The 15,112-nt window shown below is 73.6% G+C and carries 13 protein-coding genes; 7 read left to right on the top strand and 6 right to left on the bottom strand.

Annotated elements, in window-relative coordinates; all coding sequences use genetic code 11:
• Positions 1 to 35: 35 nt before the first annotated feature.
• A complete protein-coding gene (locus tag ACGF13_RS10510) occupies positions 36 to 1,772 on the bottom strand; it encodes a glycosyltransferase family 2 protein (protein ID WP_392871522.1) in 1,737 nt (578 codons plus the stop codon).
• Positions 1,773 to 2,040: 268 nt separating this feature from the next.
• Entirely contained in the window at positions 2,041 to 2,610 is a 570-nt protein-coding gene (locus ACGF13_RS10505; RefSeq protein ID WP_392871519.1) for a GNAT family N-acetyltransferase, read from the bottom strand.
• Positions 2,611 to 2,978: 368 nt separating this feature from the next.
• Between ACGF13_RS10505 and ACGF13_RS10500 the strand changes: the two genes are divergently transcribed.
• On the top strand, positions 2,979 to 3,863 hold the full coding sequence (locus ACGF13_RS10500; RefSeq protein ID WP_392871516.1) for a lysozyme: 885 nt from the start codon (positions 2,979 to 2,981) through the stop codon (positions 3,861 to 3,863).
• Between the two features lie 127 nt (positions 3,864 to 3,990).
• On the opposite strand, the gene ACGF13_RS10495 is transcribed toward ACGF13_RS10500, so the two are convergent.
• The 3 genes from ACGF13_RS10495 to ACGF13_RS10485 form a co-directional block, all read right to left on the bottom strand.
• The gene (locus ACGF13_RS10495; protein ID WP_392871510.1) at positions 3,991 to 5,679 is read right to left on the bottom strand and encodes a protease pro-enzyme activation domain-containing protein; all 1,689 of its coding nucleotides are present in this window, start codon (positions 5,677 to 5,679) and stop codon (positions 3,991 to 3,993) included.
• Positions 5,680 to 5,880: 201 nt separating this feature from the next.
• A complete protein-coding gene (locus ACGF13_RS10490; protein WP_392871508.1) occupies positions 5,881 to 7,716 on the bottom strand; it encodes a M1 family aminopeptidase in 1,836 nt (611 codons plus the stop codon).
• A 95-nt stretch (positions 7,717 to 7,811) separates the two neighbouring features.
• Positions 7,812 to 8,441: a maleylpyruvate isomerase N-terminal domain-containing protein gene (locus tag ACGF13_RS10485; RefSeq protein ID WP_392871505.1), complete on the bottom strand. Its 630-nt coding sequence runs from the start codon at positions 8,439 to 8,441 to the stop codon at positions 7,812 to 7,814.
• 755 nt (positions 8,442 to 9,196) lie between these two features.
• On the opposite strand from ACGF13_RS10485, the gene ACGF13_RS10480 reads away from it, so the two are divergent.
• From ACGF13_RS10480 to ACGF13_RS10470, 3 genes are all read left to right on the top strand, one after another.
• Complete coding sequence (locus tag ACGF13_RS10480) at positions 9,197 to 9,919, top strand: TetR/AcrR family transcriptional regulator (RefSeq protein WP_392871502.1); 723 nt, start codon at positions 9,197 to 9,199, stop codon at positions 9,917 to 9,919.
• A gap of 81 nt (positions 9,920 to 10,000) precedes the next feature.
• On the top strand, positions 10,001 to 10,330 hold the full coding sequence (locus tag ACGF13_RS10475; RefSeq protein WP_392871500.1) for a hypothetical protein: 330 nt from the start codon (positions 10,001 to 10,003) through the stop codon (positions 10,328 to 10,330).
• 15 nt (positions 10,331 to 10,345) lie between these two features.
• The gene (locus ACGF13_RS10470) at positions 10,346 to 11,419 is read left to right on the top strand and encodes a M14 family metallopeptidase (RefSeq protein ID WP_392871499.1); all 1,074 of its coding nucleotides are present in this window, start codon (positions 10,346 to 10,348) and stop codon (positions 11,417 to 11,419) included.
• 203 nt (positions 11,420 to 11,622) lie between these two features.
• Here ACGF13_RS10470 and ACGF13_RS10465 read toward each other — a convergent pair whose 3' ends face one another.
• Complete coding sequence (locus ACGF13_RS10465; RefSeq protein ID WP_392871496.1) at positions 11,623 to 12,249, bottom strand: TetR/AcrR family transcriptional regulator; 627 nt, start codon at positions 12,247 to 12,249, stop codon at positions 11,623 to 11,625.
• A 255-nt stretch (positions 12,250 to 12,504) separates the two neighbouring features.
• Between ACGF13_RS10465 and ACGF13_RS10460 the strand changes: the two genes are divergently transcribed.
• The 3 genes from ACGF13_RS10460 (at position 12,505) to ACGF13_RS10450 (ending at position 15,076) form a co-directional block, all read left to right on the top strand.
• On the top strand, positions 12,505 to 13,263 hold the full coding sequence (locus ACGF13_RS10460; RefSeq protein WP_392871494.1) for an SDR family oxidoreductase: 759 nt from the start codon (positions 12,505 to 12,507) through the stop codon (positions 13,261 to 13,263).
• Between the two features lie 86 nt (positions 13,264 to 13,349).
• Positions 13,350 to 14,108, top strand: a complete 759-nt coding sequence (locus ACGF13_RS10455) for an SDR family oxidoreductase (protein ID WP_392871689.1) — start codon at positions 13,350 to 13,352, stop codon at positions 14,106 to 14,108.
• Positions 14,105 to 15,076 (top strand): NADPH:quinone oxidoreductase family protein, encoded by a 972-nt coding sequence (locus ACGF13_RS10450; protein WP_392871491.1) that lies wholly within the window; start codon positions 14,105 to 14,107, stop codon positions 15,074 to 15,076. The genes ACGF13_RS10455 and ACGF13_RS10450 overlap by 4 nt, the downstream gene beginning before the upstream one ends.
• Positions 15,077 to 15,112 lie beyond the last annotated feature (36 nt).

Genomic DNA, 15,112 nt, shown 5'->3' with positions numbered 1-15,112 from the left:
CAACGATCGAGCGGTACGGGGCTTCTGACGGAGCGTCAGAAGATCAGCGGGTCGGCCCAGCCGGAGGCCAGCAGCCCGCACAGCAGCAGCACGGCGGTGACGGCGACGGCCTCGGCCCGTCCGAACCGGAGCTCGGAGCGGCCCGGTGCGGGTGCGGCGACCTCGCCGACGGGCGTGCCCTTTCCGCCGGTCCCGTTCAGCAGCGGCCACAGCTCCCGGATCAGCGGGACCATGGTGTACGCGGTGAGCGCGAGCAGTCCGGCGAGCGCCCAGTACGGCCGCCAGCCGTACAGCAGCGCGGCCCGGACCAGTCCGGCGGCGCCGGCGAGGACGACGAGCCCGAGCCAGCCGACCCCGATCCGGGCGACGGTGCGGGCGAGCGAACTGCCGCCGGACACGGCACCGGTGGGCACCCAGTCGGCCGAGCGGCGGCGCAGCGCGTGCGCGATGGCGACCACGTGGCAGAGCCCGCCGAGGAGTTGGACCCGGGTGACCTCGAAGCGCCAGCGGGTGCGGGACATCGCGGGCAGCAGCACCAGGGCGACCCAGATCGGCGGCAGGAACGGCAGCACCTGCCAGGGCCGGATCTCCTCGGGCCGGAAGAACAGCATGATCAGGGCGGGCAGCGGCACGGCGAAGACGTTCACCGCGCTGGTGACGTAGCCGAGGATGCCGTTCCAGAAGCAGAGCCGGGCGGATCGGGAGAGCGGCCCCCGGCGGAAGTCCGGGTCGCGGACCAGGGCCAGGGAGCCGAGGCACCAGCGGTACTGCTGGCTGATGAAGGCGGGCAGGCCGGTGGGCGACATGCCCTTGGCGACCAGCGCGGGGACGTAGCGGGTGGCCCATCCGGCGCGGGCGAGGGCGAGGCCGGTGTAGAGGTCCTCACTGTGGTCGATCTCGGCGAAGCCGCCGATCCGCTCGAGTGCGGCGCGGCGGTAGAGGGCGTTGGTGCCGCAGCAGACGGTGCCGTCCTGCGCGTCCCGGGAGGGCTGGATCCAGCGGTAGAAGATCTCCTGGGTGGCTCCCGCGGCGCGTTCGAGCCAGGACATGTCGGCGTCCGTGTCGAAGCACTGCGGGCTCTGCACGATGCCGACCCCGGGGTTGTCGAGGTAGGGCACCAGGTGGTGCAGGAAGTCGGGGCGGGGGCAGAAGTCGGCGTCCAGGACGGCGACGATCTCGCCGGCGCCCTCGGCGAGGCCGTGGTTGAGGTTGCCGGCCTTCTTGAACCGGCCCCGGTCGGGGCGGGCGCGGTACTGGAAGCCGTAGGACTCGGCGAGTTCGCGGACCTCGGGGCGGTCGGCGTCGTCGAGGACCAGGACGGTCAGTTCGCCGGGCCACCGGACGGCCGCGGTGTGCCGGTAGGCGTTGTCCAGGACGGCCAGTGGTTCACCGGCGGTCGGCAGCAGCAGGTCCACGCTCGGGGCGCGGGCGGGGTTCCAGGCGCGTAGCAGCAGGTCGTGCGAGTCGCGGGTGAAGCGCCGGGCGCGCTGGCCGTCGGCGAGTGAGAGCAGCCAGGTGGCCGCGTTGAGCAGGGTGAGCGCCAGGAACGGCCAGAGCAGCGGCTTGCTGAGGGCGAACAGGCCGAGCGTGGCGGTGGCTCCCGCGTAGGAGAGGGTGGCGCAGAGCAGCACCCAGCGGCGCTGCGGGCCGAAGTACCAGTAGAGCTCCTCGTCGTCGGGCGGGCCGGGCAGTCGGTTGTCGTCGGGGTCCGCGGGTGTCCGGCGCGGACCGGCGTCGGGTGCGGGCATGGCGGTGCCATGGAGTGCGGGCATGCGGAAATGGCCCCCCTGGGCAGCGGGCGGAACGTGGCCGTTCGCGCCCAGCCTCTCACATTGGCCTAGACCAATAATGAACGAGGTATGACTTCTCCACATCGCCCCAGCTCACCGACTTGACGGTACGTCACCTGCGGAAATCCGCTCCGGCGGAACTGAACCCTCCCCCGGGGGCGAGCCGTTTCCGACCGCTGTCAACTCCCTTCGCGGCCACCGGTTCAGCACCGCCGCAGCCGTCAACTTCCGCACACGGACATCCGTCCACTCATGACCCAGCCTTCAACTCCTTGACGAGGTGGGCGAACCGGAGGTCCGGCCGCAGGGGAATGCCGAAGCGCTCGTCGCCGTACGGGAACGGGCTGAACTCGCCGGTGCGCCGGAAGCCGCGCCGCTCGTACCAGGCGATCAGGTCGGCGCGCTGCTCGATCACCGTCATCTCCATCGCGCCGACGCCCCACTCCTCGGCGGCCAGCCGCTCCGCCTCGGCCAGCACGGCCCGTCCGATGCCGCCGCCCTGGAGCCCGGGACGCACCGAGAACATGCCGAAGTAGGCCAGCCCGCCACGCCGTTCCAGCTGGCAGCAGGCCACCGGCTCGCCGTCCAGCTCGGCCAGCAGCACCAGCCCGTCGGGGTGGCGCAGGGCCTCGGTGACGGCCTCCGGGTTGGTGCGCCGGCCGTCCAGCAGGTCGGCCTCGGTGGTCCAGCCGGCCCGGCTGGACTCGCCCCGGTAGGCGGACTCGACCAGCGCGACCAGCGCCGGGACGTCGGCGGGCGTGGCGGGCCGGAACGCGGGCTCCCCGGCGGGACGGGCGGAGTCGGCGGCGGTCTCGGGCATGGCGGGTCCTCTCCTCACGTGCGGGGCCGCCCGTGGTGGCCGACCCGCGGGCATCGTCGCACAGCGGCGACCGCACCCCAGCACCCCGGGGGCCCTCCCGCCGTCGGCCCGGCCACCGCGCCCGGCACCGCCTCCGACACCGCGGCCGGCACCGCCTCCGCGCGCGTTCCGGGCCGCCGGAAACGGGCAGGACCGGCAACGCCGGTTGCCGGTCATGGGGCCCCGACACATCTGACATGCGTTCACTATGTGAAAAAAGATGCCTGGTGGCGGTGCCAGGTACATGGCTACTCTGCGGTACGGCCGATCAGACCCCGGCCGTACCGGGTCATTTCGACCTTCCCCACGCTCGGACCAGAGGAGTGCTCATGCCCCGCTCTTCCCGCTCCGCCCGCCCCACCGGCACCGACAGACCGGCCCGCCGCCTGCCCGCGCTGGCCGCCCTCGCCGCCGCGACCGCCCTGGTCGCCGGTGCGGCCGCCCCCGCGTACGCGGCCGAACCCGCCCCTGTCGCCCCCGTGGCCGAAGGCCGCCCCGGCTTCCACCCCGAGCAGGACTTCGCCGGCTCCACCGTCGCCGCCCGCGAGGGCCGCGGCGCCGCCGCGCCGTTCGCCTCCCTCGCCGCCACCCAGACCCCCGGTCTGGACGTCTCCAGCTACCAGGGCAACGTCAACTGGTCGTCGGTGGCCGCCAACGGCGCCAAGTTCGCCTACGTCAAGGCGACCGAGGGCACCGGCTACACCAACCCCTCCTTCGCCCAGCAGTACAATGGCTCGTACAACGCCGGCCTGATCCGCGGCGCCTACCACTTCGCGCTGCCGAACTCCTCCTCCGGCGCCACCCAGGCCAACTACTTCGTCAGCCACGGCGGCGGCTGGTCCGCCGACGGCAAGACCCTGCCGCCCGCGCTGGACATCGAGTACAACCCCTACGGCGCCACCTGCTACGGCCTCAGCCAGAGCGCCATGGTCAGCTGGATCCGCGACTTCAGCAACACCGTGCACTCCCGCACCGGCCGCTACCCCACCATCTACACCACCACCAACTGGTGGACCCAGTGCACCGGCAACAACGGCGGGTTCGGCACCACCAACCCGCTCTGGATAGCCCGCTACGCCTCCTCCGTCGGCACCCTGCCGAACGGCTGGGGCTACCAGACCTTCTGGCAGTTCGCCAACGCCGGCACCTTCCCCGGTGACCAGAACTACTTCAACGGCGCGGCCGACCGCCTCCGCGCCCTCGCCCTGGGCTGATCCACCGACCGTCGGACCCCCGTCGCCGAGGCGGGGGTCCGACGGATCCGCGACGTCCGGAGCCGGGGCGGGTCCGGATCGAGGGAGACCCGGAGTCAAGGGAGGTCCGGAGTCAAGGGGGGCCGCGTCAGAGCGCCTTGAGGCCGTCCAGCAGCCCCTGGCCGCCGGGGCTGCCGAGGCCGGTGCACGCGTCCCAGTCGGGCCCGGAGGCGTACGCGCCGTTGCTGCCCCGGGTGATGTCCCGCAGGACGCCGGTCGCGAACTTCGTGTACAGCAGCGGGTCGAGGAAGCCGACCTGGGCGGAGCCGGGCAGGCCCTGGTTGATCCGGGCGAGCAGCGCGGACCACATCGGGGCGGCGGCGCTGGTGCCGCCGATCTGGTTGAAGTGCATGCCGTCGACGCTCGGGACGACCACGCCGGTCTGCGGGTCGGCCAGCGCGGACACGTCGGGCACGCCGCGCCCGTGCGCGTGCGGAGGGTCGGCCGAAGGCGGCACGTCGGCGCCGGACTGGTACGCGGGCACCGGGAAGACCGCGCTGATGCCGCCGCCCGTCCGGCTGCCCGGGCCGTCGTCCCAGCAGACCTCGCTGACGACCTGCCCCTGGCGGACCACCAGGCGGGTGCCGCCGACGCCGAGCACGTGCGGGCTGGAGGCGGGGAAGTCGGCGTGGGCGCGCTCGTCGTCGACCTGGTCGCGGGAGCCGTCGTCACCCGAGGCGCAGCAGACGCTGATGTTCTTCTCGGCCGCGCCGGCGCAGGCGGCGTCCACCCGCTTCATCGCCCCGATCGTCCACCGGCTGCCGACGGTGGCCTCGGGGTTGCCGTAGCTGCAGGAGATCACCGTGGGCCGGTTCTCGGTGTCGTTGACGATCCGGGTGATCAGGTCGACCCAGCCCTGTTCGGTGAACCGGCTGAAGTAGACGACGATCTTCGCCTTGGGGGCGAGGGCACCGACGACGGCCAGGTCGAGCATGATCTCGCCGCTGCTGTCGGCCGTCTCGAAGTCGGAATCCTGCCCCGGGTCGTTGCCGGGGGTGCCGACGCCCGGGATCACCACGTTGGTGATGTCCGGCATGTCCTGGTGGAGGACGTTGACGAAGTAGTTCCTCAGGGCGTCCAGCGAGTAGCCGCCGGACGGGACGCCGGGCGGCGTCTCGCCGTTGAAGGCGAGGACGGCGATGCACTGCCCGCTCCCGTCGGTGCCGGTCGGGTAGGCGTACGGCGCCTGGAGCTGCGGCGGGAGGAAGGCTCCCGGCCGGACCGTCGCGGCGGTGTGCGCCACCGGGGCGGCGTCGGCGGGCCGGCGGATCAGCAGGCGGCTGCCGATCGGCCGGTCGTCCAGGCCGAAGACGTGGCTGACGATGCCGTCCAGCTCCGCGGGGACGAAGATCTGGCCTACCCGGCCGCGGTAGGTGCGGGGATTGCCCTTGGCGTCCTGGTAGCGGTAGCGGGCCAGGGTCACCTGGAAGGCGTCCGAGACGTCCCGGGTGGTGCCGGTCAGCTGGACGCTGCGGGCCAACGGGTTCGGGTTCTCGACCTTGAGGCCGTGCTCGGCGGCGAAGGCCTCGACCGCCTTGAGGTCGGTGTCCAGCCACCGGTGGGTGGCGGCGTACTGGTCGTCGGTGGGCAGGACGCGCCGGGTCGGCGCCTGGAGCGCCAGCTCGTAGACGTCCGGCCGCGGCTGCGCGGCGGGGTCGCGGCGCAGGTAGACGGTGACGGTCAGGGGTGTCTGGGGGTGGGCCGGTCCGATGGCCCGCGCTCCGTCGAGCGGAACGCGGGAGCTGTCCGGCAGCGCCACGTAGTGGTTGGTCGACATGATCGCTCCAGCGGTCGGGTCTGCGCCGGGAGCTCGCGACTCTGGGTCGTGTGCTTTCGACTGTCCGCATACGGCACACGCTTATGTCGTATGCGTACAGCGTCCTCCGGGGGCCAGGTGGCGTCAAGGGGCGCCGAGGGAGCGTCAGGGGGGCGGCGCCCCCGGCCGGGACCGGGGGCGCCGCCAGGGGTGGCGGGCCGCTCAGCCGTCGATGCGGTGCTGGCTCCAGAAGGAGGTCAGGTCCACGGTGGTCGCGGCCTGGGCCGCGGCCTTGAACTCCGCGGTGGTGGAGACGCCGTACCAGTGCGCCTGCGCGTAGTTCCGCAGCAGCGTGGTCATCGCGGTGTCGCCGATCGTCCGGCGCAGGTCGTGCAGGGCGCACTTGCCGTAGCCGTAGACGACCGTGGAGTAGCGGGAGGAGTTGGCGTCCCAGTACGCCATCGAGTTGGTGATCCGCTCCGCCGAGGAGGCCCAGGAGACGCTGTTCCAGCAGTTGTTGCCGGTCTTGCCGAGGGCGAGGTCGGTGGCGTAGTCGGTGAAGGCCTCGTCCAGCCAGGGGCCGTTGTACTCGTCGTCGCCCACGATGCCGTACCACCACTGGTGGCCGATCTCGTGGGTGAGCGCCGTGGTGCTGACCAGGTCGAGGACGAAGCCCGGGTACTCCATGCCGCCGAACCAGAAGTTGTTGTCGATCACCGCGTCCAGTTCGCCGTACGGGTAGGCGCCGAAGCGCTGGGCGTGGGCGTCGACCGCCGAGGTCGCGGTGGAGAGCATCGACGCGGAGTCGGAGGAGCTGATCCCCGCCACCGAGTAGACGTTGACCTTCACCCCGGCCGCGGAGGTGCCGGAGATCCTGGTGAACGGTCCGGCGCCCCAGGCGAAGTCGCGGACCTTGCTCGCGGTCGCCTTGGTGACGGTCCGTCCGGCCGTGCCGGGGGTGTCCACCGAGGTGCCGGTCGCGGGCACCAGCAGGCCGGTCGGGTGGTCCAGGGTGACGGTGAAGTCCGAGGCCACCGAGTAGAAGGACTCGCCGTTGTTGGTGTACGGGTCGAGGTGCCAGCCGGCCGCGTCCCGTATCGCCAGGACGGGCAGGGCGTTGCCGAGGAAGTTGTACGCGCCGTCGTGGCCGAAGCGGTCCGCGCCGCTCGGCACGGTGATGCCGAGGTCGAAGCCGACGGTGCCGCTCTGGCCCTGCGCGAGCGGGGCCGGCAGGGTGATCTTGAGCGCGGTGCAGTTCACCGTGAGCGGGGAGGGCGTGCCGCCGGTCACGTTGGTCACCGTGATCGGGGTGCTGGGGCAGCTGCCGTGGGCGTTGTCCCACAGCCGCAGGTACACCTCGTTCAGCGGCGAGGACGAGGCGTTGCTGAAGCTCACGCTCTCGTGCCCGGTCCAACTGCCGCCGGAGGCGTCGCTGGTGAGCGCGACGGTGTACGTCGGCGAGACCGGGGTGCGGGTCGGGTCGCCGGGCTGGGGCGGGGTGCCGCCGCCGGAGGCGTCCAGGGTGACGTCGTCCAGCACGAAGCTGGTCTGCAGGCTGGCGTCCTCGACGCCGGTGAAGGCGAGGGTCGCGCTCTGGCCCGCGAAGGCGGAGACGTCGAGGGTCTTGTGCACGTACCCGCTGCGGGCGTCCAGGTTGGAGTAGGTCGCCAGCGTGGTGGAGCCGAGCTTGACGGTGAGCTTGTCGTAGGCGGTGCTGCCGGTGGTCTCGGCGGTGTCGACGTGCAGCCAGAAGCCGAGCGTCGCGGTGCCGCACCCGGCGGGGAGGGTGACGGACTGCGAGAGGGTGTCGGTGTGGCTGGAGCCGTAGCCGTCGAGCCAGGCGTAGGAGCTGCCGGAGTGCGCGCTCTGGCCGCTGTCCGCGGTGATCGCGCCGCTCGGCGCCGTCCAGGACGAACCGCCGGACTCGAAACCGCCGTTGGCCACCACCTGGGCGGGTGTGCAGTCCGCGGCGCTCGCCACATTGGGGGTGGCGAGCGCCGCGAGGCCGACTGCCGCGAACAGGGCGGCGCCGGTCAGGGCAGGCAGGATTCTTCTCATCGGAGCCTCTCGTGGGGAGCGGGCCGGGAGCAGCAGCGTGACAGCAAGCCCGCGCCTTTGAAAGGCTCATGACATGATACGTGTACGCCCCACCCTCACCGGACGACCGGCAGCACCGCCCGCGCGCCGCGGCCGGTCGCCGCCTCGATGAAGGCCACCGGGTCGGCGACCCGCGCCAGCAGCGCGCGGGTGAAGTCCAGCGCCTCCTCGGCGGGCGGCGGGCCGCCGACGGCCGCGACCAGGTCGAGCAGATGGACGGTCGCCTCCATCAACGCCACCTCGCCGAGCGCGCCGACCGTCACACTGCCGAGCAGTGGGTGCGCCACCGTGGCGCCCGGCGACAGGTCCGCGATGCCGTCCAGCGCGGCGGGGCCCTCGACGCCCAACCGGGCGATCAGCACTGCGGGTTCGGCCGCCTCGGCGGACTGCTTCGCCGCCTCGGCGACCTGCTCGGCGGCGGTGTGGGCGATACCGCCAGGACGGTTGTAGGCGCGCAGGATACCGGCCCCGTCCACCACCTCGGCCGGCGCGTCCAGGACGGCCGCGCGCAGCCCGGCGAACATCTCCGGCACCGGCGCCACGTGCGCGAACAGCTCCCGCACGGTCCACCCGGGCAGCCGGGTGGACCGCTCCCAGTCCTCGGCGGCCAGGGCGGCGCCCCGCTCCGCCCACGAGGCCCAGATCTCCACCAACAGCGCGCGCACCGGGTCGTTCTGACTGTCCATCGGCTCTCCTCGGTTCTCTTCGGGACGGCGATCACGGGGTCGGCCCCACGCTATCCCGGGCGCCCGGAAAACCGTTTGCCGCACCCGCGGCCGGGCCGCCACCATCGGCCCGTGACCGACTCCCCCACCCGTCCGCTGTCCGCACCCGCCGCCACCCTCCCGGTCCCGGTCCAGCAGCAGCCCCGCCGTCCCCGGAGGCCCGACGCCGCACGCGCGTGAGGGCCGCGCTGGCCGCGGGGCTGCTCACCGCGCTCGGCTCCGCCGCACTGGTCGCCGCACTCGCCGTCCGGCTGCTGCTCGACTGAACGCACCCTTCTCCACGCGCAGCGGCGTCACACACCGCGACCGGCCCCGCCACCGCCGTTGCCACAGCCACGCCCCGCCCCCACCCACCCCGAGCCCACCGCTGGTCACCGCACTCGCCGCCCGACTCCCACCCGACCGAACGCACACTCCCCCGCCCACAGCGGCGTCACACACCGCGACCGGCCCCGCCACCGCCGTTGCCACAGCCGCACCCCACCCCCACCCCACCCCGGGTCGGCTGACCAGCGGGATCGGCGAAATCGGCCGCCGGAGTCCGCTCAACCATTTACGTCCGATTCATACCTTGTATCCTGGTTCTGTATCCGCTGAGTGACATCCGCCGAAGCCCGGCCCGGAAACGGGCCCCGCGTCGTGACTGGTCCGTCGAGCCGGCCGAGCGGCCGGGGCGCGGGCCGGCGACACCGGCACCGACCCGGAGGAGTGCGGAGATGGCCGAGCAGGACGCCTCCGAGAAGCGGGGGCGGCTGAGCCGCCCGCTGGTGCTGGGCGCCGCCGTGGCCCTGGTCGACCGCGAGGGCCTGGGTGCGCTGACCATGCGCAGGCTGGCGACCGAGCTCGGCGTGGAGTCGATGGCCCTGTACCGCTACACCCCGGGCAAGGAGGCGCTGATCGACGGCCTGGTCGAGGCCTACTTCGACGAGATCAACGCCCGGCTGCGGGCCGGCTCCGTCCGCGGCCCCCACCATGACGGCTGGCGCGCCGAACTGCGCCGGATCGCCCAGGCGTTCGCCGCCACCGCGCACGCCCACCCCGAGATCCTGCCGCTGGTCGCGACCCGCCCGCTGGCCGTCCCGGTGGCCCGGCGCCCGACCTCGGTGCTGGACCTCACCGAGCACATCCTGGCCGTACTCGGCCGGGCCGGCTTCGACGACGCCGGCTCGCTGACCGTCTACCGCAGCTTCGTCGCCTGGAACCTCGGCTGCATGCTGGTGGACAAGCGCCAGGTGGTCGACAACCCGAGCGAGCCTGACCCCGCGCTGCGGCTCGGCCTGCACCGGCTGTCCGCCACCGACTACCCCCGGCTGCGCGCCCTGGTGCCCCGGTTCGCCGACTTCGACGACGAGGCCGAGATGCTGAGCGGCCTGGACAGCCTGCTCGACGGGATGCCCGAGCCACCCCTTGACGGCTTCTACGGCGGCGACGCATCCTGAGGATACGAGGTACACGTCGGACATATCCGCTCGAATCGGCGCCACCGGCAGCCCGCTGACGGCGCCCGGGAAGAAGCCCCCATGTCCTCCGTACCCGACACACCACCCCCGGATGACATCCTGCGCCTCCGTGTCACCGCCAAGGACCCGGAGACCCTGCGCGCGCTGCTGCGCGACACCCGCCCCGACGTCGGCGGACGCCCGCGCGTCGAGGAGGACGGCCGCGTCGGCATCGACGTCTACGCCCCGGCCGACCGGATCCCGGCCCTCGAACGCGAGGGCGTCACGGTCACCCTGATCGGCAACGCCAGCGAGGCCGGGCGCGCCGCCCAGGCCGAGGTCGGCAGCGGCGACCGCTTCGCCCCCGCCGACGCCGTCCCGCGCGGCCTGGCCGCCAAGCTCTCCGGCTGACCCGGGAGGCCCGCCATGCCGTACCTGAACGTCACCGAGGTCGAGTCCGCCGTGACCAGCCTGGCCACCGCCTTCCCCGACCTGACCCAACTCGTCACCCTGCCCGAGCCCTCGTTCGAGGGCCGCACCGCCCACGCCCTGCTGATCGGCGAACCCGCGCCGGCCCCCAAACCGTGCGTCATGATGATCGGGGGCGTCCACGCCCGCGAATGGGGCAGCTGCGAGATCCTCATCCACCTCGCCGCCGACCTGCTGGAGGCCCACCGGGACGGCACCGGCCTCGGCTACGGCGGCACCGCCTTCACCGCCGGTCAGGTCAGCGGCCTGCTCCAGCGGCTGGACCTGGTGTTCTATCCGCTGGTCAACCCCGACGGCCGGCACTACAGCCAGACCGTCAGGCCCATGTGGCGCAAGAACCGCAACCCGGCGAACGCCGGCGGCAACCCGGCCCCGGACTGCGTCGGCGTCGACCTCAACCGCAACTACGACTTCCTCTTCGACTTCGCCACCGCCTTCGCCCCGGGCGCCAACCCCCAGGTGTCGAACGACCCGTGCGACCAGCAGGTCTACGCCGGCCCGAGCGCGTTCTCCGAACCGGAGACCCGCAACGTCCAGTGGCTGCTGGACCAGCTCCCGCTGACCCGGTGGTTCGTCGACGTGCACAGCTACTCCCAGGACATGCTCTACAACTGGGGCGACGACGAGAACCAGTCGGTCGACCCCGACATGAACTTCCGCAACTCCGACTACGACGGCAAGCGCGGCCTGCCCGGCGACCTCACGTACGCCGAGTACATCCCCAAGGACGACGAGGACGCCGCCGTGCTGCTCGCCGAGGCGTTCTGCAAGGGCGTCAACGGCGTACGAGGCCTGGCGTACAAGCCGATGAGCGGGTTCCATCTGTACCCGACCAGCGGCACCAGCGACGACTACGTCTACTCCCGCGCCTTCGCCGACCCGGACCAGGGGAAGGTGCTCGGCTTCACCGTCGAGTGGGGCACCGAGTTCCACCCCCGGTGGGCGGAGATGGAGCAGATCGTCCTCGACGTGGACGCGGGGCTGGTGCAGTTCTGCCTGGCCACCGTCTGAAACTCCGCAGGGAGGCCCCGAAGCCACAGTGCCCGACAGCCAGGGTGCCCGCCACGATCGGTCGTGGCGGGCGCCCTGGGTTTGTCCGTACATTTACGAGGCACACGTACGGGAAAAACGTACTTCGTATACGAGTCTGCTCGCCTCGCCGCAGCGGGTCAAGGGGCCCGGGGCCCCGGGGCGGCCCGCGGGGCTCCCGTCCCTCAGACCCGGGCGCCGAGCATCCGCAGCACCAGCTCCCCGTAGCGGCGTCCGAGCTCCTCCGGCGCCTCGGTGGAGTTGCCGGTGTACCAGCGGGAGACGTCGATGCCCAGCGAGGTGACCGCGCGGGCCGCCGTCCGCACCTCCACCACCTGGAACTCCCCCGCCGCCACGCCCGCCTCGATCAGCGCGCTGACCTCCCGCTCGATGTCCAGCCGCAGCGCGGCGACCACCGCGTAGGCGTCCTCGGGCAGCGCGTGCAGCTCGTAGTTGACCACCCGGCCGACCGTCCGGCCCCGGGCGTGCCAGGCGGTGAACCGCTCGACCAGCCGCCGCATCCGCTCGGCCGGGCCGCCCGGGCCGGCCGCCGCATCCCGGACCAGGGTGAGCGTGGCGGCGTGACCGGCCTGGCTGATCTCGGCCAGCAGCGCGGCCTTCGACTGGTAGTGGATGTACAGCGCCGCCGGGCTCATCCCCGCCGCGGTGGCGATGTCCCGCGTCGTGGTGGCGTGGAAGCCGCGCTCCGCGAACGACTCCACGGCCGCCTGGAGCAGCCGGTACGCCGCTTCGGGGCGGACGTCGGCGCCGGGCAGGGTCGGCCAGAGGTCGGCGAGCGGGGTGCTGGTCATGGCGCCATCCTCCCAGAGAACTCGTACAGGCTTTCGCGCCGGTCGTCCCCCTCGGGCGGGGGCGGGCGTCCGACGGACTGTTGACAGGCTCCCGCACCGACAGCATGCTGAGCAAGCGCTTAGTCAGCAGTTGGCGGGATTCCCCCGGGGCCCCGCAGATTCCCGGCAGACCCCGCAGATCCGCGCCGATCCCCACACGTTCCCGCAGGTTCCCCCAGGTTTCCGCAGGTTCCCGCACGAAAGGCAGGACGCTCCGTGGTGCACTCCTTCAAGGGCCGGGTGGCCATCGTCACCGGATCGAGCCGGGGCATCGGCCTCGGCATCGCGCGCGAGCTGGTCGACCGCGGAGCCAGGGTCTGCCTCACCGCCCGCAACCCCGAGCCGCTGGCCGAGGCCGTCCGCGACCTGGGCGGCCCGGAGAACGCGATCGCCGTCGCGGGCAAGGCCGACAACCCCGCGCACCAGGAGGAGGCGATCGCCCGCACCCTGGAGGCCTTCGGCCGGCTCGACCACCTGGTCAACAACACCGGCATCAACCCGGTCCTCGGGCCGATCCTGGACACCGACGAGGGCGCCGCCGCGAAGATCCTCGCCGTCAACGTGCTCGCCCCGCTGGCCTGGACCCGCCGCGCGCACGCCGCGTGGATGGGCGAGCACGGCGGCTCGATCGTCAACGTCGCCTCGATCACCGGCATCCGCGCCTCGCTCGGCATCGGCATGTACGGCGTCAGCAAGGCCGCACTGATCCGGCTCACCACCGAACTCGCCGCCGAGCTGGGCCCCCAGGGCATCCGGGTCAACGCCGTCGCCCCCGCCGTGGTCAAGACCAAGTTCGCCGAGGCGCTGTACGAGGGCCGCGAGGAGAAGGTCGCCAAGGCCTACCCGCTGGGCCGCCTCGGCGTCCCCGAGGACGTCGCCGGCGCCGTCGCCTTCCTGCTCTCCCCGGACGCCGGCTGGATCACCGGCCAGACCCTGGTCCTGGACGGCGGGGTCACCCTCGGCGGTGGCATGTGACCACCGGGGCACTCGACGGCCCCACGCCGAACGGCCAGGCGCCGGACAACCAGGTGCCGGACGGCCGGGAGTTCGCCGGCCGGGGCATGGTGGTGACCGGCGCCGGCCGGGGCATCGGCGCCGCGCTGGCCCGGGCCTTCGCCGCGGCCGACGCCCGGGTGGTGGTCAACGACCTGGACGCCGAGGCCGCCCGCGCCGTGGCGAAGGAGTGCGCGGGCACCGCGCTGCCCGGGGACGCGGCCTCCGCCGAGGGCCTGGCCGAGCTGGTCGGGCGGGCCCGCGCCGAGCTGGGCGAGATCGACGTGTGGTGCGCCAACGCGGGCGTCGCCCCGGCCGGCGGGGCCGACGCGCCCGCCGCGGCCTGGGCGGGCGCCTGGGAGGTCAACGTCATGGCCCACGTCCGGGCCGCCGACCTGCTGCTCCCCCGCTGGCTGGAGCGCGGCGAGGGCCGCTTCCTGGCCACCGTCTCCGCCGCCGGGCTGCTCACCATGCTGGGCTCCGCCCCGTACTCCGTCACCAAGCACGGCGCACTGGCCTTCGCCGAGTGGCTCTCCGCGACCTACCGCCACCGGGGCGTGCGGGTGCACGCGCTCTGCCCGCAGGGCGTGCGCACCGACCTGCTCGCCTCCACCGGCGCGGTCGGCGAGGCGCTGCTCGCCCCCACCGCACTCGACCCGGCGGACGTCGCCGAGGCGGCGCTGGACGGGATGCGCGCGGAGCGCTTCCTCCTGCTGCCGCACCCCGAGGTCGCCGACTACTGCCGCGTCCGGGCCACCGAGCCGGACCGCTGGCTCGCCGGGATGAACCGGCTCCAGCAGGGGCTGGAGAGGAGCGAAGTGCTGTGAGGGCCTGGCAGGTGGGCGAACTCGGCGAGCCCGCCGAGGTGATGCGGCTGGCCGAGGACGTCGCGCGGCCGGTGCCCGGGCCGGGGCAGCTGCTGGTCCGGGTGCGGGCGGCGGCCGTCAACTTCCCGGACGCGCTGATGGTGCGCGGGCAGTACCAGGTCCGCCCGCCGCTGCCGTTCACGCCCGGCGTGGAGCTGTGCGGCGAGGTGGTGGACGGCGCCCGGCGGGGCGAGCGGCTGATCGGCAACCCGGTGCTGCCGCACGGCGCCTTCGCCGAGTACGCGCTGCTGGACGCCGACGCCGCGTTCCCGGCGCCCGAGGCGCTGGACGACGCCGAGGCGGCCGGCCTGCACATCGGTCACCAGACCGCCTGGTTCGGGCTGCACCGGCGGGCCCGACTGCGGGCCGGCGAGACCCTGTTGGTGCACGCGGCGGCCGGCGGGGTCGGCAGCGCGGCGGTCCAGCTCGGCCTGGCCGCCGGGGCGCGGGTGATCGCCGTGGTCGGCGGGCCGTCGAAGGCGCGGGCCGCGCGGGCACTCGGCGCCGACCTGGTGGTGGACCGCCGGGAGCGGGACTTCGTCGCCGCCGTCAAGGAGGCCACCGACGGGCGCGGCGCGGACGTGGTCTTCGACCCGGTCGGCGGCGAGGCCTACACCGGCTCCGCCAGGTGCGTCGCCTTCGAGGGCCGGATCGTGGTGGTCGGCTTCGCCGGCGGGCGGATCCCCACCCCGGCGCTCAATCACGCCCTGGTGAAGAACTACTCGATCCTCGGCCTGCACTGGGGCCTCTACAACACCCACGACCCGCGCGCCGTCCGCACCGCCCACGACGAGCTCACCAGGCTCGCCGAGCGGGGCGCCGTCCGGCCCCTGGTGAGCGCCCGGGTGCCGCTGGCCGGCGCCGCGGACGCCGTCCATCGCGTCGCCGCCGGGCTCAGCACCGGCCGGATCGCCGTACTGGGCGACTGACCCTCCTCCCGGCTCGGGCTGCGACACCGGGCGGGG

The sequence above is a fragment of the Kitasatospora sp. NPDC048286 genome (assembly GCF_043201735.1).
Classification (GTDB): domain Bacteria; phylum Actinomycetota; class Actinomycetes; order Streptomycetales; family Streptomycetaceae; genus Kitasatospora.
Note: the sequence above shows the minus strand (reverse complement) of the source record. Positions and strands in the feature narration are given on the sequence as shown.